Here is a 21,692-nt window from a genome sequence, read left to right as displayed (position 1 = left end):
AATCAGAGGCTTTTTTGCCTTCGTTCTTGCCTTCGGCTTTTTGCCTCAGGCTCCTGGTTGTTCAGGCATAACACTGATTTAGTTTTCAAAGACCATTTATGCTGATTAAAGCTGGTATTTTATATTACAACATTTTGATTTTGTTGTCAAGATTTTTTTACCTGACAGTATGTTATTATATCAGGTCGTTTTTACTCTGTCAACTTTTTCGCTGAATTTTTTTATCCGCGAATCGATTGACGATGTATAATATACCACAGGACAATTTTTACTTCAATTACTGCCAATTAGAATCTCGCATATTATAAGGCTTTATTCTCTCGAATTCTTTTGATTTCACCTTTTTTCGTCATGATATGATTAATGTTTAAAGTCCAAAATCGCCCTCGGAACATCACCTATGATTATGGTTTCGGTTAGAGGAACATCTGTTTTGACCGTTATTTGAGAATCCATGTAAGGCAGCACTATTCGCATATAGGCCGTTATCTCAAATAATATCCTATGACGAGTTTGATTTATCCCCGCTTCTTCAAAATCCTCGATTGTATTTACTTGTGCAGTACCAAGGGGCATTAGTGGCACTTTAATTTCCGGACCATAATTTGAAAGCAATTTGCTTCCCGTAGCAACACCTATTGGTATAGAAACACCCTGCATTGTGACATCACGTAAAACATTTACTACTTCTAACATTGTTTCAGCTTCTAACTGATTTATTTTTATTGTATTTATTTGAACTAAAGTTATTTGCCCACTTGTATCCTTATGTATTGAAATCAGGTCCTCATACTGAACATCCTTTGCAATTTTCTCTTTAACTGTTTTATTGATTACTTCAATGGCTATATTTTTTGCCTGCGTCTCAGCTATTGCTAATATATTTGGTGTTAACCTGTCTTCAATAAAATTAAAAATCAAGTAAAACACTATAATTATAATAAAAAACATAAAACGCTTAAGGGTTATAGGTTTAAAAGTCCTCAAGAGGCGCCGGACTCTAAACATAAAAAAACCCCCTCTCCGTCTATTCTATGCAGAGAGTAGAGGGATTGTGACTGTTTATACACTATTATAAACTAAGATTTTTTTCAAGTAAAAATGAACTGTATGACATTTTGCCGTAGAGCGGTTTTGCACTTTTTATAGCTTTAACTATAGCTTTTGCCATTACTTCAGCAGCTAGAACTCCAACCATTGAAACATCAACATTTAATTCTCCTAGTGAAAGACAAAATATCGTATCTCCATCTAACATTGTATGAACCGGTCTAATAGCTCTTGCATAGCCATTGTGCGCCATTGAAGCAACCTTTTTAGCTTGGGCTTTTGATAAAATCGCATTTGTAGCTACTACGCCAATAGTAGTATTGCCACAAAAAATGTTTTGTGACGTTAAGCCTTTCTTTATTGTTGCTATAGTATTTGCAAATCCAGTCTTTGTTTCGTTTAAGGCCCCAGCCAAAATTTCACCCGTATCAGGGTCAACCACATCTCCTAAACAATTTACCACAACCAAGGCAGCTACTACTAAATCGCCAATTTTAATAGAATGTGTGCCAAGGCCGCCTTTCATAGAAAACTCATCACCCAAATATTTGCCAACAGTAGCTCCAGTCCCAGCTCCTACGTTTCCTGACAAATTATCAGTATCTGTTGCGTTTATACAAGCTTCATATCCCATTTTAAAATCCGGTCTTATTCGATAATCGCCAACATTTAAATCAAAGATCACTGCAGCTGGAACTATAGGAACTTTAGTTACTCCTACGTCAAAACCAATATTGTTTTCCTCTAAAAAATGCATTACACCTGATACACCGTCTAGACCAAATGCACTACCGCCCCCTAAGTAAATAGCATGGACTTTTTGTATCATATTCTCAGGTAACAGCAAATCAGTTTCACGTGTTCCAGGGGCTCCTCCCCGCACATCCACACCAGCTACAGCCCCTTGTTCGCACAAAATAACTGTACAGCCGGTACCGGCTTCATAATTTTGAGCATGGCCCACTTGAATTCCTTTTACATCAGTAAGCATAGTTCTTCCTCTCGTAAAATTAGTTTTGTTTATTTGGTTTAACAAGTCTGATGATTTCTTCTAAAATTTGATAATCAGGAAGCACTAAATCTACACAACCTGTTTCATAGGCTGCTTTCGGCATTCCATAAATAATTGAAGTAGATTCATCCTGGGCAATTGTAAAACCGCCTTTTGCTTTTATTGCCTTTACACCTTCGGCTCCGTCTCTCCCCATGCCAGTAAATACACAACCAAGAGTTTTTTCTTCATAATTTTTTGCCGCTGAAATAAATAGTTTGTCAACTGCGGGCCTTACTCCATGAACCGGAGGCGATGTGTCAAGCAAGATTTTATTTTGATCAATTATCATATGGAACCCGCCGGGAGCAATATAGACAACACCCGGTTTTATAGGCTCTTCATGTTGGGCTTCTACAACCCTGAGATTAGCTTGCTTGTCCAGTCTTTCTGCAAAAGCTTTTGTAAATCCCGGCGGCATATGTTGCACTACAAATATAGGCACATCCATATCCTGTGGCAGATTAGTTATAACATCATACAGAACTTTTGGTCCCCCAGTTGACGCACCTAAAACCACTGCTTCAATTTCCCCTCTTGCCTTTTTCAAAGTATTTTCGGTGGGCTGTTCTATTTTAAAGTATCTTTTTACTGCCTTTTTTATTTTAACATTATAAGCATGTCGAATTTTAGTAAGTAAGTCTTTCTTCATATCTACTATTCGATTAAGGGATGCTCCACTGGGCTTTTCAACAAAGTCAAAGGCTCCTATGCTCAATGCTTCAACTGTGGTAGCAGAACCTTCAGTTGTCAAACCGCTTAACATGATAATTTTTGCATTACTTACGCTTTTTATCTCCATTAATACTTCAAGGCCGTTCTTTACAGGCATCTCTACATCTAATGTCACTACATCGGGATTCAATGATAGTATTTTTTTTACAGCCGTATCTCCATCCCCCGCCGAATCAATTACAACCATATCAGGTTCTTTGTTTATTATGTCAGAAATATATCTTCGCATAAATGCAGAATCATCAACGACCAATACTCGAATTTTTTCACTCATGGCTGCCTCCAAAGAAAATATATTATTTGTCAGTTTGCATTAACTTTAGTTGTTTTTTTCTTTGACTAAACAGCTGTTCTTCACCGGATGCAGTTGGCCGATAATACTCTTTGCCAGATAAATTATCAGGAAGACACTGCATAGCAGCTACCTTGTTTTCAAAATCATGTGCATATTTATACCCTTTACCATAACCCAATTCCTCCATCAATTTCGTAGGAGCATTTCTTATGTGCAGCGGAACAGGCTCAGCAATAGTTTGAAGCGCATCTTCTTTTGCTTCAAGATACGCTGTATATAAAGCATTGGATTTTGGCGCCAGCGCGAGATAAACTGCAGCTTGAGCAAGGCTCGTACTGCACTCTGGCATGCCAACAAAATGTGCTGCCTGGAAGGCCGCTACTGCTTGTTCAATAGCTTTAGGATCAGCAAGGCCAATATCTTCTGATGCAATTCGAATCATGCGTCTTGCTATATACAACGGATCTTCTCCCGCTTCCAGCATACGTGCAAGCCAATAAATAGCAGCATCTGAGTCGCTGTTTCGGACCGATTTGTGAAAAGCTGAAATTAAATTATAATGTTCTTCGCCTTTTTTATCATATATGAGTGTTTTCCTTTGAAAAGTTTCTTTAAGCACTTCATCTGTAATCCTAATTACACCATCAGGTGAAGGATTTGTACTGAGTACCGCTAATTCTAATGTATTTAGAGCTACTCTGGCATCTCCATTGGCATAAACTGCAACCTTTTCTAAGGTTTCGTCAGTCACATGTATTTTCATGCTGCCAAGACCGCGCTTTTCGTCACCTATGGCCTTTTTCAGCAAAACTAAAATATCGTCTGGTTTTAATGGTTTTAACACGAAAACTTTTGACCGTGAAAGGAGAGCAGAATTTAATTCAAATGACGGGTTTTCTGTGGTAGCACCCACTAGAATAATATCTCCTTTTTCTACGTAAGGCAAAAAAGCGTCCTGCTGTGATTTGTTAAACCTGTGAATTTCATCGATAAAAAGCAGAGTGCGCTGACCGTACAGACGCCGTTTCTCAGCCTGTCTCATAACATCTCTTATCTCTTTTATTCCAGAAAGCACAGCACTGAAATTTTCAAATTTAGCATTGGTCCTTTCTGCAATGATTTTTGCCAGTGTTGTTTTACCTACACCAGGTGGACCCCATAGTATCATAGAGGTAATGTTGTCGCTTTCAATAAGTTTTCTCAAGATTTTATTTTCACCCAATAAGTGTTCCTGGCCCACAAACTCATCAAGATTTCTAGGCCTCATTCTGTCAGCAAGAGGGCCTGAAATTTTTTCTTCATCATGGAAAAGTGATGTTTGATTGCTCATTTTAATCACCCTAAAATTTCAAAGCTTCTATATTTACCTTTAAAGTCTTCCCATTTTATCTGAATATCCTTTACCTTGGCCCATCGCACATCATTTTTTATATAATCTACAAGGGATAATATGGCTGTATCGTCTCCTTCCACTTCAATCTTAACACTTCCATCTGACATATTCTTTACGTATCCAAATAACCCGAGACTATTTGCTTTTCTAAATACTTGATATCTCATGCCTACACCCTGGACGATACCATGTAAGTTAATGCAAGCAGATCTCTTCAATAAAAAACCTCCTTATCTTCTGCACTGCAACTGCAAAATATTCATTATTTATTATTAATATAAGTTATAATTTCTACAGTATCAACCAGTATTGCAATTTAAGTTCTATTTTTTTACTTAAAAATCCTGCTGATAGAATTTACCCCTAAAACAAAAAAAGTTAAGCTAATGGTGACTTGCACCTTAACTTAACTTATTTAAGTTCTATAATATTATGCAGATAAGGCCGCCGCTGCCTTCATTGACAATGCGCTGCAAGGTCTCTTGAATCTTTTCCTGAGCTGATTCAGGCATATTTACCAACTTATTTTGTATGCTCTCTCTCACTAGATCGTTTAATGATTTGCCAAAAAGATTGGTTTCCCAAAGTTTTGATGGGTTGCTTTCAAATTCACTCATTAAATATTTTATAAGTTCTTCACTTTGTTTTTCAGTGCCGATTATGGGCGCTACTTCCGCCTGAATATTGGTCTTTATCATGTGAATCGATGGTGCAACTGCTTTTAACCTTACCCCGAACTTAGACCCCTGCCTGATAATCTCCGGTTCTTCTAATGTCATATCATCTAACTGCGGAGGCACTATACCATAACCTGTTTTTTGAACATCATCTAATGCATCTGCTATTTTGTCATAAGTTTTCTTGGCTTTGGTCAGCTCAAACATCAGCTCTAAAAGGTCTTTATCCGATGCTATATTGTTTTCGGATATTTCACTTAAAACTTTGTAAAATAAGTCTTTTTTCGCATCCATGATTATTTCTGCAGTGCCTGATCCTAAATTCATTTCTTTGAGCTTTACGTTTTCTACAAATTCATAGGTTTTAAACATGTCAATGGTTTTTTCCATATCTCTTAACCGCTTGACATCTTTCATTGTCTCCCTTACTGAATCTTCAAATTGCTTTCTGAGCCAGTGTTCCTTCTCAAGCACCTGTAGCCAGCCAGGCATGCGCACGTTAATTTCCATAATTGGAAACTCGTATAAGACTTGTTCCAGTATTGTATATATATCATCGACGCTGAGTTGCTGGCAATCAAAAGGCAGCACCGGCACATCATATTTAGCCTCAAGCTGTTGTTGTAAATCTGCTACTTCTTCATCAGAGGGATGCATTGTATTAAGTACCACAACAAATGGCTTGCCTATTGATTTTAGCTCTTCTATAATCCTTTCTTCTGCTTCTACATAGTTTTCTCTTGGAATTTCAGTAACGGAACCATCTGTAGTTACAACCAAACCTATAGTGGAATGTTCTTCTATGACTTTTCTTGTTCCAATCTCGGCAGCTTCCTGAAAAGGAATCTCCTCTTCAAACCAAGGTGTACTTACCATTCTAGGGCCATTTTCATCTTCATATCCTAAGGCACCTCTTACTGTATATCCTACATTATCCACCAATCTCACTTTAAACTTAATATTATCTTTAATAGTAATCTCTACTGCTTCGCTTGGAATAAATTTCGGTTCTGCTGTGGTAATGGTTCTGCCTGCACCACTTTGGGGCAATTCGTCTTTTGCTCTTGAACGATAGTTGTCATCGGGAATGTTGGGTATTACCATAAGTTCCATGAACTTTTTCACAAAAGTTGATTTGCCTGCTCTTACAGGCCCCACTACGCCAATATAAATATCCCCTCCTGTTCTTTCAATGATATCATTAAATAAATCAAATTTTTCCATCCGTTTCCCTCCATTTTTACTTTTCCCCCCCTTTCATATCCATAAATATCCGGTTTAGCCTTAAAGCTTATCCGACTTTCCAGAGGAGGGGTGGTTAACTTTTGATATTATACAGTACATATATATGACAAGGCCAAATCTTTATTACTTAAAACATGAAAAAAACGTGGCGCTACATGCCACGTTTTAATATGCAATAAACTTCTCAGAAATTGTATCTTCATGTTCATGTTTGCCAACCCTGCTCATAAGTGAATTTACTGCAACCCTAGGATCTTTATTTTCAAAAAGCACTAGATAGGCCTGTTCGGTTATTGGCATTTCAATATTGTATTTCTGCGCCAGCACAAAAGCCGCTTTAGTCGTATTTATTCCCTCAATAACCATATTTGTAGATTGTATGACTTCTTCTACAGTTTTTCCTCGACCAATATCTATGCCAGCTTTTCGATTTCTACTAAGGTCACTGCTGCAGGTAACTATTAAATCGCCTATACCTGATAAACCAGAAAAGGTTGCAGGACTTGCACCTAACTTTACGCCAAGTCGGGTAATTTCAACTATGCCACGAGTCATTAATGCTGCCCTGGTATTATCGCCAAGACCAAGACCATCAGAAATACCGGAACAAATAGCAATTATGTTTTTTAAAGCTCCTCCTAGTTCAACTCCTATTATGTCGGTATTTGTATAGACTCGAAAATTGCTGTTAATGAGAGCATCCTGAACCTTTTGAGCTGCTTCCTGTTCCGAAGAAGCAGCCACAATAGCTGTTGGCAAATTTCTAATTACCTCTTCAGCATGACTGGGTCCAGATAAGGCAACGATGTTTTCTTGTCTTATATTATCAAGTTCCTCTGCCAAAACTTGTGACATTCGTTTTAAGCTGCCAAGCTCAATACCTTTTGATGCACTGGTAACAATAACATCCTTTTTTATAAAATTGCGGATTAGCTTTGCCATATTTCTGACGGTGTGAGACGGCACTGCCATGATTACTATATCTGCATCAGATACAACATGCTCTAAGTCAGTTGATATATGTATTTTAGGGGAAATTTTTGCACCTGGTAAATATTGCGTATTTTCTCCTGTGTTAATCATTTCATCTGCCAATTCTCGCCTTCTAACCCACAGATGTGTACTGTTGTTATTTTTTGCGGCTACATGTGCTAAAGCCGTGCCCCAGCTGCCAGCACCAACGATTGCTACTTTAAACACAATTAGTCGCTCCCTTTCTTTTGTTGGGGTTTTATTATTATAGGAGTTCCTTCAAAATTAAAGGCTTGCCGGAGTGTATTTTCTAAATACCTCACATATGAAAAATGAAATAGCTTTGCGTCGTTTACGAAAAAAACAAAAGTAGGCGGCTTTACACCTGTTTGAACGGCGTAATATATCTTTAATTTCCTTCCCTTTATGGAAGGTGGTTCTGATATTGCCATAGCTTCTCTAACTAAATCATTTAATACACTTGTCTTTACTCTGAAAGTGTAATTTTCCATGACAGAATCAATGAGAGTAAAAATGCGATTGACCCTTTGACCTGTCTTTGCTGATACATAAATAATTGGTGCATACTGCATAAAAGCCAATTCATTTCTGATTTTTTTGTTAAACTCTTGCACAGTATACGAATCTTTATCTACTAAATCCCATTTGTTTACGGTTATAATTATAGCTTTACCAGCTTCGTGAGCTATACCTGCAATTCGTTTGTCCTGCTCTGTTATATCCTGTGATGCATCCAGCACCATTAACACCACATCGGCACGATTTATAGCCCCAATAGCACGTACACTGCTATAATATTCCACATCTTCATTGATTTTACTTTTTTTTCTGAGCCCTGCTGTATCTATAAAAAGCATCTTTTTTTCATCGATCTCAAAATAAGTATCAATTGCATCACGAGTAGTTCCAGGAATATCGCTTACTATAACCCTTTCTTCACCTAAAATCGCATTTAACAGCGATGATTTTCCAACATTTGGCCTGCCTATTATCGCCACTTTGGTAATGTCTTCGTCTTCCGAAATATTACCTTGTTTTTCGATATAATTGGTTATTTCATCGAGCAAATCGCCAATTCCTAAGCCGTGGACTGCGGAAATAAAAATTGGTTCTTTAAAGCCTAGCTGGTAAAACTCGTAACTTTCCAAAGTGTTATTGTCTGCTTTGTTTACAACTAATAAAACTGGCTTTCCGCTTTTTCGTAACAGTTGTGCCACGTCCAAATCTGCATAAGTCACACCTTCTTTTGCATCAACCATGAATAATATTAAATTGGCGGTATCGATGGCAAAATCAGCTTGCCGTTTCATTTGTTTCAATATGACATCGTCAGAGGAAGGCTCTATGCCTCCGGTATCTATTAGAGTAAAATGCTTTCCATTCCAATCAGTCTCGCCATATATTCTATCACGCGTTACACCCGGTTTATCGTGAACAATGGAAATTCTCTTACCTATAATCCTATTAAACAGTGTTGACTTGCCGACATTTGGTCTACCAACAATGGCTACAATAAAACTCATTTTCCAAGCCCCCAATTGTATTGTATCAGTAAGGTACTGTCCTTATATTAACTGATATTACCTGCATCAATATTATTGTCAAAAAAAACAGTTTAGTCAAGTTGGGTTGTTTTTTGTTCCGTTGTTTTTACATGCATCACGAGTTTTACAAAATCTCCATATTTTTGCTGAATACCCAATATGGTCAAAGGTCTCCCTATTGTTACAAAACCAAGTCTTCTTGAGGCAAAACCTCCTATCTTTGTTATAAAGTTGACATTCTTTAATGTGTCTATTATCATTACCTCGCGGGTATTTATTCCCGCATGAGTTAAAAAACTTAATATGGCCTTTTTTATTAATCTCCTTTCACTGGCCATACCTAATATAAACACATCTGAATCGTATTCGTCTTTTCCCATAAAAAAAGGAGTGCCTATTTCAAAAGACTCAGTTTTATCAAAATGGGGTAGTACTAAAAATTCTTTTGGAGCCGGCACCCGATTTGAAGGCAGTAATCCAAGATGGATTGACGCCGCAACCACTGATGAATGTGCACTGCCATAACAACAATAAAATATTTTCATCAAGCCTCATCCTCTTTATACACTGGTTTATCTCTTACACTTTGAACTATATTTATTAGCTTCTCATGGTTTTTGCATATGCCCATAAGTATAAGTCTTTTGCCAATGGTAATCAATTTTAATCTTCTAATAAGAAAAATTCCCAGCCGAATTAGGAAATTATATAGATGATTAAGATCTACAAATAAAATCGAACCTGCTGAAAAACCATAGATTTGAGATATACCATCTAAGGTTTTTGCTAAAATTTTAGCTGACTTTTTTGAACCTATAACAAATATTTCTCTTCCATTTTCATCAGTTCCTACGCGTATCAGCTCTCCTAGCTCATTGTCTTTAATGTTGTTGAACAGAGGAAGGGCTAAAATATCTGTTTTTTCTTCAATATGTCTTAGATGCAAGGAAGCAGCTACCACGGCAAGGTAGCTGCCCCAATAACAGGAATAAATAATTTTCAAACTTACTCCTCCAGTGTCTGATTAATTAAACTTCATTTTCTCTTTCCTCTTTATCCACGTTTTTACTTTCTTTGTCATTTTCCTTTGGCACGGATTTTTTTGTGCCCAGAAAATTTGCAAACTCTCTAGTAGAGAATCGCCTAACTTTTGCGCTAAGTTCGTTAATTCCCCCTGTAGAAATTAGCATGTAGGCTCCAAATCCCAAAGCTGCAATGCCCAATATCCAAAGCAAAGCTCTAGATGCGCCTCTACCTTCTCCTGGTATTTTTGTAGTTGTGCCGGGGCTAGGCGCACTTTCTTTTGCATAGTCTTCACCGTAAATAGTTGTGGCAATTACATCGGCCATTATATTGGCGCCATCTTGAGCTTTAAATCTTGAATTTGTATAAGTGCCAGCCTCAATCAAAATACTTCTCGGAGATAAGTCCTGATTATATGCGCCTTTACCGTAAAAAATTCCCTTTATGAGACCTGGATATTTTTTGTCAGCAGTGGCCTTTAGCTGTTTGGCAAAATTATTTGTAGCTTCAATTTGAGGATTCTGGCGGCCTACTACAAGCTGGATTTTAGCAAGAGGTTGTCCATTAACCGTTCCTTGATATTCCTCAGCAGGCACCGCATCACGGTGCACATCTATAATAGCATCCGGGCCATTCTTTAAAAGCTCAACGGCTGTACGGCGCGATCTTTGGTAAGCCATAGAATCATGAGGGTCATGAGATTGCCTGGATTGGATTACTTTTATCCCCTTTTCTTCAAGGGCAGACTTTAAAGCTTCACCAACTTTAAAAATCCCTCCATTATGGGGTATGCTGGCTTTGCCGTCAGTTGGAATATACGATTCATCGCTATGTGTATGATAAATGGCTATAACTTTTTCTTTTTTGGCACTAGATGCTTCTATTACAAAAGAGTTATCCTCAGAAATTTGTGCAACATTCTCCGATCCTGGCAAATTTAAAGCCGCTTCGATATTTACCTTTTCCTTAAATTTTGCGTAAGCTTTATCTCCAGAGATTTTTACGACTTCATATAGCAAGTTTTCTTCGTTTAAATACTGATCACCCACATGTAAAACTCTTGCAGTGGAAAATATTTTCTTGTTAGTCTCTTCATCATAAACAACATAATAGCCTTGTTCTCTCTCTTCCTCAGCCATGGCAGCAGAGCCAAAATGCGAAAAGATAAGTGCTAAAGCAATAGCTAAAACTACAAGTTTGCCTCTACCTTTACTCCTCACTATTTTCACCTTCTTCTTGAGAACCTCTTTGCTTTATTAAGCTACTTGTCATAGACTTTTCCGCTTTTTTCTTGGCCCAGCTTCCACCCATGAGTTTTTCTCCGGTTTCGCCTATTATTTCGCATAAGCCAACTGCGATAACACCTGAAATTACAGCTGCATCTAAAATTCCAGCTCCTCCTATAGTTGTGCCTACCGGCCTTGCAAAAATGCCCAAGGCAGAAATTATATCACTTATAACAATGCCCAGGATACCTGCAATAAAGGCACCCCTCCTTGAACGGCCAAAAATATAAGCTATTATTCCCGCTAGGACGGCAAAAGCTATTATCGGGTCAATAAACATTGTGCCCGGTTCAGCGGGTAACAGCTTGCCCGCTATATAAATAGCGACACCTGTTATCAAAGAAGCAAGTATAGCTCTTAATTTTTCTTGATTCGTATCCGAAGTAATAATAAGATAAACAGCTAAAATTATTGGGATAACTCCGCCGCCAATATTGATAGAAATCCGATTCCCTATTGAAATATTAGGCAAAAAGCTGCCTACTACCATTAGGACGATAAATATCATAGCCATACTGTCGGTTAGATGCATTCTATCTAATACCCTTTGTAATAAACCAAAATAAATCAGAATTGCTATTAATAGCAATAAAATTACACCTACGGGCATCAGTAATCTCCTTTCTAGGAAGATGTCTGTCATTATGTTACCCGTAGGTCTTTAAAAATATACTTGACTTATATGAGCTGAATAACCGCTGCAAGGCTGCCTGTTTTGCCTTTTTCCTTTCTGTATGAAAAAAATAGATCGTTATTGCAGGACGTGCAAAAACCGCTTTCGGTAATATTTTGTGGGCTAATTCCTACTTCCTCTAACTGTTTTTTATTTGTTAGGACAAGGTCAAGCATCCACTTTCCCGTTTCTGTCTCCAAAATCAGTTCGTCCCAATACGTAAAGGCTTTCTTTATAACTTCAACAACCGGCTCATCAACTTCATAACAGCAACTTTTTATGCAAGGGCCAATGCCCACTAAAATATTTTCTGGCAAAGAGCCAAATTCTTTCATCATTTTTAGCACCGTCTTTTGTCCTATTTTGCTTACGGTGCCTCTCCAGCCAGCATGAGCAAGCCCCACCGCAGGCGTTTTAATGTCCAAAAAAAACAATGGCACGCAGTCGGCATAATATGTCACTAAAGCTACCTGTCTGTCTCTTGTGATAAGTGCATCTATGCTTTTAATATCCGATGACTTAAAAATACCCTTTCCTCTGTCCATAAAGGTTGCCACGTGAATATGGTCTTTATGGACTTGGTCTGAAGCTACCAGATTCTCTGGATTAATACCCAGTGCATCGCAGAAAAGCCTGTAATTTTCTATGACATTTGCTCGGTTTTCTTCTCTTTTGAAACCTAAATTTAATGATTGGTAGGGGAGTTGGCTCACCCCTCCTAAACGCGTAGAAAAACCGTGCTGTACTAGCTCGGTTTCCTCAAAGGATGGTATGGTAAGATAAGCCAGCTTGCCCTTATAATTTAATTTAAAAGCCAATGCTTACACCTCATTTTCTTTATTCTTGCAAATTTTACAGACTCTGCACTTTTCATCGGTACATCTAGCTGTAGACTTGCCCTGTAGTGCTAAATTATATTCGGAAATAAAATATTCTTTTTTTAAGCCTATATCTATATGACTCCACGGTAAAATATCTTCAAGGTCAAATTGGCGATGAGCATAATAGCTAATGCTTTTACCTTCGATTTCACTCTTTTTATAAGCAGATGTTGTAACACCTTTTTTGTAAATGTCATACAGCAACAGCCCTGTTTGTCTGTCACCTCTAGCAAGTGCAGATTGAATTTCTGAAAGGCGCGGACTTTCAAATATTACTTTTATACCTATAGGTCTTAACCGATTTTGAAGGAAATTAATTTTGTCATTTAGCAATTTTATAGGTTCCATTCCAAGCCATTGAAAAGGCGTAAACGGTTTTGGAATAAATGGATTAACGCTTATTGTCATTGTGCCCGTTTTATTGCCAAGATTTTTCATATATCCTCTCAAAAATGTCAGAAACTCCACCATTTCCTTTAAATCATCTTCTGTTTCCTCAGGTAAACCAATGATGTAGTATAACTTTACATTATTTATTCCAAACTTGCGTGCCAGCTTAACTGAATTTATCACATGTTTATCGGTAATACCCTTATTTATGACTTTTCTGAGCTTCTCTGAACCAGCTTCCGGAGCTATAGTTAATGTTTTATGGCCACTAAAAGCCAAGCCACTCATGAGAGGCTCTCTCAGCGTATCGGCTCGCAAAGATGACACTGAAAACTTAATATTATTCTGCATTAGTTTCTCAGCCAACTCGTCAATATAAGGGTAATCTGATACGGCTGCTCCAACAAGACCTATTTTGTCTTTGTATTTTGAGCCAAACTGTGCTCGCTCTAACACCATATCTAAAGACCTGTAACGTGGCACTCTATAACAATAGCCTGCCATACAAAACCTGCAATTTCGTCCGCATCCTCTGGATATCTCCATCAAAAACATATCTTTAAATTCCGTATACGGTGTTAGAATAACTGTCTCTGTATTGTATTTGTTTAAATCTCTTACCCATCGCTTTGAAATGGTGCTATTACCAGTGCTTTCATGTTTAACATCCGTTACTTTTCCCTTTTTATCATATGCTATTTTATAAAAAGCCGGAACATAAACACCCTTTATTTGAGATAAAGCTTGGAGAATATCCAGCTTGTCCTTATTTTGAACTTTGTTGTACTGATCTATTATTTCGTGGATTACTTCTTCACCCTCACCGATAACAAAAAAATCTATAAAAGGTGCAAGGGGTTCAGGATTAAAAGTAACTGCAGGTCCACCAGCCATTACTAATGGTCTATTTCGGTTTTGAGAAAAAGCTGAAATATGAGCGGATTCAAGGATTTTAATTATATTAATATAGTCCAGCTCAAAAGATACAGAAAAACCCACTATATCATATTCACTTATAGGTTTGTCCGCTTCCAGAGTATTGATATTGTTAGTACTTACGTTATTACTTGTTGACAGAAATGCTCTATGACATAAAGCGTCATCTCTTGAATTTATTTGATAATAAATTGAATGAAAACCAAGATTGGACATTCCCATATTGTATGTATTGGGAAATACCAACGATACATTTATGGGCACTGAACCTATGGTTTTTACAGGCGAAAGAAATGTTTCATTTGATAAGAGCTTTCTCTTATTCTCTGCATATTTTTTTGCGGTCATGGTTCCTCCGTAATCTATCTATCGCTTTTTAATCTCTTAATTTCTTCAATATAAGAGTCAATATCTTTGAATTGTCTATAAACAGATGCAAACCTCACATAAGCCACTTCGTCAACTTCCTTAAGCCTATCCATTACCATCTCACCGATTTTTTTGCTTTCCACTTCCTGTTCCATGTTATTTTTAAGTTCCTTTTCTATGTCATTGGCAATGTTTTGAAGCATTTCTATGGAAATGGGCCGTTTTTCACAAGCTTTGATTAAGCCATTAATTATTTTATGTGTATCAAAAACTTCACGCATTCCACTTTTTTTAATCACGGTCAAAGGCAGCTCATCTACCCTTTCATAAGTAGTAAATCTTTTTTTACATGAAGGGCATTCCCGTCGTCTTCTTATAATTGTTCCTTCTTCAGTTGGCCTAGAATCCATAACTTTACTTTCCATATTGCCACAAAACGGACATTTCATACTGCCACCTCCCTATAAACATTATACTGATTTTTGCTGCAAATATAAAGTAAATCAAGGATTCAGACTCTATTGGAATTCATATAATTTGGCAATTCAACAAGAATGACATCTGAGCCAATTGTCTTGATTTGTTCCCACGGTATCACATAATCCCCTGCTTTTGAAAAAATACTAAAAATTTTATTGTTAGCAGGAATAATTATAGATTTTATTATACCCTTTTCCAAATCAATATCTAAATCTGTGACAAAGCCTAGCCTTTTGCCATCGATTATGTTTATTACTTCCCGTTGCCTCAATTCAGATGTTTTCATCATACGTATAACCCCCCGGTAAATTAAATACGAAAATAATATTATTATAGTATTATATTCACTTAACAGCAAAAATGTGAAAAAAATAAGGCCTATTTAGGCCTAGTTCGCATTGACACTTTTTACAATATTATTTTGTGCAATTACATTCTTTGAGGTTAAATTTTTAGTATTATACGCAACCATACTTTTAGGAGTAATGTAAAAATTCATTAACGTGAATAGTGTTAATATAAATATTAAAAATCTATTTAAAAAAAATCTTCATAGTATCATCTCCATCTTAAATATATTTCCTCATGTGCTTAAGAGCCGCCTTTTCAAGCCTGGAAACCTGTGCTTGAGATATACCTATTTCCTGAGCGACTTCCATTTGAGTTTTCCCTTCAAAAAATCTTAAGTTTAAAATTTTCTTTTCTCTTTCTCCTAATTTCTGCATTGCTTCCTTAATTGAAATGCCTTGGAGCCATTGATCATCTTTGTTTTTTTCATCACTTATTTGATCCATAACAAAAATCGGGTCTCCGTCATCATGGTATATAGGTTCAAAAAGCGAAACTGGCTCTTGGATAGCATCCAAGGCAAATACTATCTCCTCACTAGGCATATTCATTTCCTTAGCCACTTCATTTATAGACGGTTCTCTGGAATGCTTTGAAATTAAGCTATCTCTCACTTGGAGAGCTTTATATGCGATATCTCTTAATGAGCGACTGACCCTTATTTGATTGTTGTCTCTCAGATACCTTCGTATTTCACCTATAATCATAGGGACAGCATATGTTGAAAACTTTACATTTTGATCCAAGTCAAAGTTGTCTATGGCTTTCATAAGGCCTATGCAGCCTACCTGAAATAAATCATCCACATATTCTCCTCGATTGTTGAATCGCTGTATAACGCTTAGCACAAGCCTTAGATTGCCATTTATGAGCTTTTCCCGCGCCTCTTTGTCTCCTTTTTTTACTCGCAAAAAAAGTTCTCTCATTTTGGCATTGGAAAGCACCGGGAGTTTAGATGTATTTACTCCACATATTTCAACTTTATTTACAATCATAGAAACCTCCCCCTGTCTTCCCAAGTTTTCATTTTAAGTTTTGCCATAGGGAGAGGTTTTTATGCATTCTATCTATTAAATTACATCATTCGAACCATTTCTTTTTTTAGTCGCTTTATTATCTTCTTTTCAAGCCGTGAAATATATGATTGGGAAATGCCTAAAAGGTCTGCAACCTCCTTTTGTGTCTTTTCAACGCCACCATTTAATCCAAAGCGGAGCTTTATAATACACTGTTCTCGCTGTGACAATCTTTTCATGGCCTCTTTAAGTAACTCTCTATCTATCTCATCCTCTATATATTTATAAATCATATCATTATCAGTGCCTAATATATCTGATAGTAAAAGTTCATTGCCGTCCCAATCGATATTTAGAGGTTCATCAAAAGACACTTCCATTCTTGTTCTGTTATTTCGCCTCAAATACATTAATATCTCGTTTTCTATACATTTAGAAGCATATGTAGCAAGTTTTATTTTTTTGTTTGGATCAAAAGTATTAATAGCCTTTATAAGTCCAATGGTTCCAATAGATACCAAATCTTCAATACCCACTCCAGTATTTTCAAACTTGCGAGCAATATAAACAACTAACCTGAGATTTCGCTCAATTAAAATACTTTTTACCCCTGAATCACCTTGTTCCAACTTATGCAAGTACAATACTTCTTCATCCACGGTAAGCGGAGGAGGCAATGCTTCACTGCCACTGATGTAGTAAATAACCGATTTTTTTAATATGCCCAGCTGTTTTAACAACTTGATAATTGTCAATTTTATTTTTTTAAACTTCACCATAAACTATTCCTTCCTCCCGTGATTTTTTTTAATCATGTAAAAGGATAGGATTTAGCAGAGCCCTATAAGTTCCTTCAGGTGAAAGGGCTCTTTGATATATGCCAATAACTGCCTCTTTGGTTGTTTTGATTTTATCATTGTGTTGTATTTTTACCAAATCTGGTTTGAAACCGATCATTAAGCCTTTGCGTTTGCCGATACTTTCATAGGGAATAATTCTAAATCTGCTTGCCCAGTTGGAACTTGCTATGGTTTCACCTATGTTACTAAGACTTTCTTCTGGCCCTTTTTCAAGAATTGACTGCAGATCTTTACTTAAAATGTCTTTAATTGCACCAAGTTCTACAATTATGACTGGGTATTTGGATACAGGGTCAAAAAGATCGTTACCTGTATCAATCAGACCTTTAATTTCTATAGGTTTACCGTCGATTACAATTGTCATGAGGGCTAAAAAAGTATCCTTTGATAATATACTGTATAGCAAAGGCCATATGAATTTCAAAAATAAAAAAAGTGCCAGTGCAGAAATAAGTAATATCCACCATTGAACTGAAATATTATTAAGTATAAGAGTATTGGTTAATAGATTTTGTCTAAGATTAAGTAAATAAAAAAACGCTAATACACCACCGCCCATCATAAAAGATATCAGGTAAAAAAAGCTAAGGGTTTTTAAAAAATCTCTAAAGTTTTTAGGCGGAAAACTCACTAAAATCATAGCTACCGAAATTACCACTTTGATTGGAAATGATTGCAGCATTATAAATTTCTCCGAAATTACACTTATTAAAAATAAACATCCTAAAATTGCTCCTAAAAACAACCTGCCAAATTCCCTTTTTAAATTTAAAACTAATGCAACAAAATATAGTATCATATAATTCATCAAAAGATTTATTAATAATACTACATCAAAATATAAAACCATATGCCCTCCTATTGAAAAAGTCCAGTCTATAAAAAATCTATATTCGTTGTCCTTGTCCATTATGATTATTTTAACATTAATGCCATCAAAAAATTGTCAGTTCTTGACTTGGAGGCAAAAAAATAAAGAGCACATTTTAGTGCTCTTTATCGTTTTCTATTTCTCCGTAAAAATGCTGGTATATCCAGGTCCTCATCCATAAAGTTTCCTACCTCAAACTCCTCAAGATCCAAAGATTTTTCCTTTCCTTTGTCAAAGCCTGTAGCAATTACTGTAATTCTAATCTCATCTTGCAAATTTTCATCGATTACTGCGCCAAAAATAATGTTAGCTTCGGGATCTGCATAAGACGAGATTAGTTCTGCAGCCTCATTTACTTCTAACAGACCAAGGTTTGCGCCGCCTGTAATATTTAATAGTATACCCTTAGCCCCTTCAATTGAAGTTTCAAGTAAAGGACTTGATACAGCTTGTTTTGCGGCCTCAGTAGCCCTATTTTCACCAGACCCTTTGCCAATTCCCATGTGCGCAAGGCCGGTATCTAACATTATTGTCCTGACATCTGCAAAATCTAGATTAATCAAACCAGGTACAGCAATTAAATCCGAGATCCCTTGAACTCCTTGCCTTAATATATCATCTGCCATTTTAAAAGCTTCAATAATAGAAGTTTTCTTTTCTGCTATGGACAATAATCTATCATTTGGAATAGTAATCAAAGTATCAACATTGTTTTTTATATTAGTGATTCCCATTTCTGCATTGGACTGACGCTTTTTACCTTCGAAAGTAAAAGGTTTTGTCACAACACCCACAGTTAATATACCAAGGTTCTTGGAAATTTCGGCTACTACTGGCGCTGCACCAGTGCCTGTACCGCCTCCCATTCCTGCGGTAATGAAAATCATATCAGCACCTTTAAGGCATTCTTCAACTATGTCTCTACTTTCTTCTGCTGCTTTTTTGCCTATTTCGGGATTAGCACCAGCACCAAGGCCTTTTGTAAGTTTCTCGCCTATCTGTATCTTCTTATCGGCTTTGGATAAATAAAGAGCCTGGGCATCAGTATTAACCGCAATGAACTCTACCCCTTTCAGGCCTGCGTCTATCATTCGGTTTATTGCGTTATTACCTCCTCCGCCGATTCCTACGACCTTGATATTAGCAAATTGTTCCATCTCTACATCAAAATCAAGCACGTTAATACCTCCCAAACGTTAAAAATACTCTCTTAAAAATCGCTTTGCCCTTTCTAAAAATCCCGAAGCCGACCTTTCTTTCATGACAGAATTTACATTAAAAGCTCTGTGTTTAATAATGTAATTTAAAAGACCTAAAGCCACTGTAAAGGTTTGATCTTCACCATATGAATCCGTAATTCCTATTCTTATGGGAAACTCTAAAAACCGCTTAGACATTTCTAAAAAACCTTTTATATGTACAAGACCACCGCCGGTAAAAACGATGCCGGCAGGCAACATGGTCTTTAAATTAAACCCGGCTATACTATTGACAATATAAGACAATATTTCTTGAACACGTGGTTCAACAATAGCCGCTAAATCCTTTTGAGATATTTTTCTGGGAACGGCATCTCCTAAACTCTGTATTTCTATATCAGGCTTATCAGAAGCTAGACTTGGCATAGCGCAGGCATATTTGCACTTAATTTCTTCCGCCTGTGCGTACGGAACTCTAAGCCCAATAGCTATATCATTTGTAATTAGATCCCCGCCAATTGGAATCATATCATAGGCACTAATGCACCCTTCTTGAAATACAGCTATTTCAGTAGTACCTGCCCCTACATCAACCAATGCCACTCCCATATTCATCTCATCATCTGTTAAAAGCATTTCAGCTGCAGCTAAAGGTTTCAAAATCATTGATTCTACAGATAAGCCCGCCTTTTGTACACAGCGGGCAATATTTTGTATTGCCGTCAATAGGCCTACCACTATGCACGCTGAAACTTCAAGCCTTGTTCCTAACATCCCTACAGGGTCTTTTATACCACTATAACCGTCAACTATAAACTCTCGTGGTATTACATCAATAATTTCCCTATCATAGGGTATTGCCATTATTTTAGCAGCTTGAATTACTCTATCCACATCTTGAGGATTTATTTCTCTATCATTTCTGGGAATGGCAACAACTCCACGATTGTTAAGCAGTGTAATATTGCCTCCCGACAATCCTACAAATATATTTGTAATTTTGGTGTTTGACATTTGTTCGGCAAGCTCAACTGCTTTCGTTATACTTTGAATCACTAAGTCCAAGTTTATTATAGCACCTTTTTTGATTCCTGTTGCTTGGGAAATCCCATATCCTAATATATCTATAAACCCTGAGCGAGTAATTTCACCTACCATACAACATGTTTTTGATGTTCCCAGATCTAAACTAGCTATTATGTTGCCTTTTCCCAAACTTACACCTCCCCTTGCCTGTTGGGCAGGTTGCTTTTATACATTAAAATTCAACATATAAATTAAATTTTCCTTTTTATTTTTTGTTATTTTTAAAAAATAACCTATTGACTATACTACGCCGTATAATGGCAAGGTTTTGGAATATTCTTACACCGAAGGCAAATATAGCGGCAAGGTAAAGCTGTATTCCCAATCTATCCCCAAAATACGCCAAAAGCCCTGCCATGAGTGCGTTGCTGAAAAAACCCGTGATAAAGATATTAATATCAAAACTATTTTCTTCTAAAGCTTTAATACCACCTAAAACTGAATCAAGGGCAGCTAAAATTGAAATAGAAACATACGGCGCATAAATTGTTGGCACGGTAATAGGAGAATAATAGCCTATCAATAAGCCCAATAGTAGCCCGACTAGTATATATATCATATTAGCTTTCACCTGCCTTCACAGGTTTAAAATATTTAAATTGTATGGGGCCGGTATAAGCTGGAATCTCAATTTTGTCCTGCTTCTTGATGCTTACCTGAATCCCAAATACCTGCAGGGATTCTATAACTCCACCACGCATTTTCAAAGCTGTTTCCAAAATTTCTGGGTCTCCTACAGCATTGATTACAAATGGAGGTGCAAGTTTAACAGAATTTATAATAATAGTAGGCCCTACACATCTTATTTCACTATTAGTTACTATTCGCTGTCCATTCACCGATACAGCTTCCGCACCTGCAGCAAACAATTCATTTATTACTTTCAATAAATCCTCATCATGAATTAAAAACAGATTTGGATCTTCACCTGGTTGTCTTGGCAAGTTACTATCATCAAGAGTGATGACCACACCTTTACCTGTGCCGGCTATTAACCCCGCGTGCATCCGGACTTTTTCTAATTCCTTTTTCATAGCCTCTGTAAAGCTGCTTGTCTCGGAAGCAGCATTTTCATACTCCGTTATCCTGTTGCGAAGTTCTATTAGCTCCTTTTTATACATATCGCGCTCTTCTGTAACTGTCTTTAGCTGTGCAGAAAGTTCCTGGGCTCTCTGAATGGAAGTTACGTTTTTATCGGTCTGCACACCTCTGAACTGAGCCACGAGCAACATGCCCAATAAAAAGCAAACAACAGCTATCATAAAGTGTGCCCTTTTATCATTCTTCATAG

At 36.9% G+C, this 21,692-nt stretch carries 23 protein-coding genes; all 23 read right to left on the bottom strand.

Annotated elements, in window-relative coordinates; all coding sequences use genetic code 11:
- Positions 1–360: 360 nt before the first annotated feature.
- On the bottom strand, positions 361–1,008 hold the full coding sequence (gene yunB / locus JT739_RS06170) for a sporulation protein YunB (protein ID WP_237660232.1): 648 nt from the start codon (positions 1,006–1,008) through the stop codon (positions 361–363).
- Positions 1,009–1,072: 64 nt separating this feature from the next.
- Positions 1,073–2,041 carry a P1 family peptidase gene (locus tag JT739_RS06165; protein WP_237660231.1) on the bottom strand — a complete coding sequence of 323 codons (969 nt, stop codon included), beginning with the start codon at positions 2,039–2,041 and terminating at the stop codon, positions 1,073–1,075.
- 19 nt (positions 2,042–2,060) lie between these two features.
- Positions 2,061–3,110, bottom strand: coding sequence for a chemotaxis response regulator protein-glutamate methylesterase (locus JT739_RS06160; protein ID WP_237660230.1), 1,050 nt, complete (start codon positions 3,108–3,110; stop codon positions 2,061–2,063).
- Positions 3,111–3,132: 22 nt separating this feature from the next.
- Positions 3,133–4,461, bottom strand: a complete 1,329-nt coding sequence (locus tag JT739_RS06155; protein WP_237660229.1) for a replication-associated recombination protein A — start codon at positions 4,459–4,461, stop codon at positions 3,133–3,135.
- 5 nt (positions 4,462–4,466) lie between these two features.
- Positions 4,467–4,742: an acylphosphatase gene (locus JT739_RS06150; protein WP_237660228.1), complete on the bottom strand. Its 276-nt coding sequence runs from the start codon at positions 4,740–4,742 to the stop codon at positions 4,467–4,469.
- Positions 4,743–4,946: 204 nt separating this feature from the next.
- Positions 4,947–6,425: a stage IV sporulation protein A gene (spoIVA, locus tag JT739_RS06145; protein ID WP_237660227.1), complete on the bottom strand. Its 1,479-nt coding sequence runs from the start codon at positions 6,423–6,425 to the stop codon at positions 4,947–4,949.
- A gap of 186 nt (positions 6,426–6,611) precedes the next feature.
- Positions 6,612–7,646, bottom strand: coding sequence for an NAD(P)H-dependent glycerol-3-phosphate dehydrogenase (locus JT739_RS06140; protein ID WP_237660226.1), 1,035 nt, complete (start codon positions 7,644–7,646; stop codon positions 6,612–6,614).
- A gap of 2 nt (positions 7,647–7,648) precedes the next feature.
- Positions 7,649–8,962, bottom strand: coding sequence for a ribosome biogenesis GTPase Der (gene der, locus JT739_RS06135; RefSeq protein WP_237660225.1), 1,314 nt, complete (start codon positions 8,960–8,962; stop codon positions 7,649–7,651).
- A gap of 92 nt (positions 8,963–9,054) precedes the next feature.
- Positions 9,055–9,528, bottom strand: a complete 474-nt coding sequence (locus JT739_RS06130; protein ID WP_237660236.1) for a DUF3189 family protein — start codon at positions 9,526–9,528, stop codon at positions 9,055–9,057.
- Positions 9,528–9,986 (bottom strand): DUF3189 family protein, encoded by a 459-nt coding sequence (locus tag JT739_RS06125; protein WP_237660224.1) that lies wholly within the window; start codon positions 9,984–9,986, stop codon positions 9,528–9,530. Before JT739_RS06125 ends, JT739_RS06130 begins: the two co-directional genes overlap by 1 nt.
- 25 nt (positions 9,987–10,011) lie before the next feature.
- Positions 10,012–11,226 (bottom strand): stage II sporulation protein P, encoded by a 1,215-nt coding sequence (gene spoIIP, locus JT739_RS06120; protein WP_237660223.1) that lies wholly within the window; start codon positions 11,224–11,226, stop codon positions 10,012–10,014.
- Positions 11,216–11,902, bottom strand: a complete 687-nt coding sequence (locus JT739_RS06115) for a DUF1614 domain-containing protein (RefSeq protein ID WP_237660222.1) — start codon at positions 11,900–11,902, stop codon at positions 11,216–11,218. Before JT739_RS06115 ends, spoIIP begins: the two co-directional genes overlap by 11 nt.
- Positions 11,903–11,970: 68 nt before the next feature.
- Positions 11,971–12,783, bottom strand: a complete 813-nt coding sequence (pgeF, locus tag JT739_RS06110; RefSeq protein ID WP_237660221.1) for a peptidoglycan editing factor PgeF — start codon at positions 12,781–12,783, stop codon at positions 11,971–11,973.
- A gap of 3 nt (positions 12,784–12,786) precedes the next feature.
- Positions 12,787–14,520: a radical SAM protein gene (locus JT739_RS06105; RefSeq protein WP_237660220.1), complete on the bottom strand. Its 1,734-nt coding sequence runs from the start codon at positions 14,518–14,520 to the stop codon at positions 12,787–12,789.
- 14 nt (positions 14,521–14,534) lie between these two features.
- A complete protein-coding gene (nrdR, locus tag JT739_RS06100) occupies positions 14,535–14,990 on the bottom strand; it encodes a transcriptional regulator NrdR (protein WP_237660219.1) in 456 nt (151 codons plus the stop codon).
- A 62-nt stretch (positions 14,991–15,052) separates the two neighbouring features.
- On the bottom strand, positions 15,053–15,310 hold the full coding sequence (locus JT739_RS06095; protein ID WP_237660218.1) for a YlmC/YmxH family sporulation protein: 258 nt from the start codon (positions 15,308–15,310) through the stop codon (positions 15,053–15,055).
- 280 nt (positions 15,311–15,590) lie between these two features.
- Positions 15,591–16,364, bottom strand: coding sequence for an RNA polymerase sporulation sigma factor SigG (gene sigG, locus JT739_RS06090; RefSeq protein WP_237660217.1), 774 nt, complete (start codon positions 16,362–16,364; stop codon positions 15,591–15,593).
- A gap of 80 nt (positions 16,365–16,444) precedes the next feature.
- Positions 16,445–17,164: an RNA polymerase sporulation sigma factor SigE gene (gene sigE / locus JT739_RS06085; RefSeq protein ID WP_255688430.1), complete on the bottom strand. Its 720-nt coding sequence runs from the start codon at positions 17,162–17,164 to the stop codon at positions 16,445–16,447.
- Between the two features lie 28 nt (positions 17,165–17,192).
- On the bottom strand, positions 17,193–18,095 hold the full coding sequence (gene spoIIGA / locus JT739_RS06080; protein WP_237660216.1) for a sigma-E processing peptidase SpoIIGA: 903 nt from the start codon (positions 18,093–18,095) through the stop codon (positions 17,193–17,195).
- 146 nt (positions 18,096–18,241) lie between these two features.
- A complete protein-coding gene (gene ftsZ, locus JT739_RS06075; RefSeq protein ID WP_237660215.1) occupies positions 18,242–19,294 on the bottom strand; it encodes a cell division protein FtsZ in 1,053 nt (350 codons plus the stop codon).
- 18 nt (positions 19,295–19,312) lie between these two features.
- Positions 19,313–20,530, bottom strand: a complete 1,218-nt coding sequence (gene ftsA / locus JT739_RS06070; RefSeq protein WP_237660214.1) for a cell division protein FtsA — start codon at positions 20,528–20,530, stop codon at positions 19,313–19,315.
- A 76-nt stretch (positions 20,531–20,606) separates the two neighbouring features.
- Positions 20,607–20,960 (bottom strand): small basic family protein, encoded by a 354-nt coding sequence (locus tag JT739_RS06065; RefSeq protein ID WP_237660213.1) that lies wholly within the window; start codon positions 20,958–20,960, stop codon positions 20,607–20,609.
- A gap of 1 nt (position 20,961) precedes the next feature.
- Positions 20,962–21,690, bottom strand: a complete 729-nt coding sequence (locus tag JT739_RS06060) for a DUF881 domain-containing protein (RefSeq protein WP_237660212.1) — start codon at positions 21,688–21,690, stop codon at positions 20,962–20,964.
- Positions 21,691–21,692 lie beyond the last annotated feature (2 nt).

It is taken from the genome of Tepidanaerobacter sp. GT38 (genome assembly GCF_021991635.1).
Taxonomy (GTDB): Bacteria; Bacillota; Thermosediminibacteria; order Thermosediminibacterales; family Tepidanaerobacteraceae; genus DTU063.
Note: the sequence above shows the minus strand (reverse complement) of the source record. Positions and strands in the feature narration are given on the sequence as shown.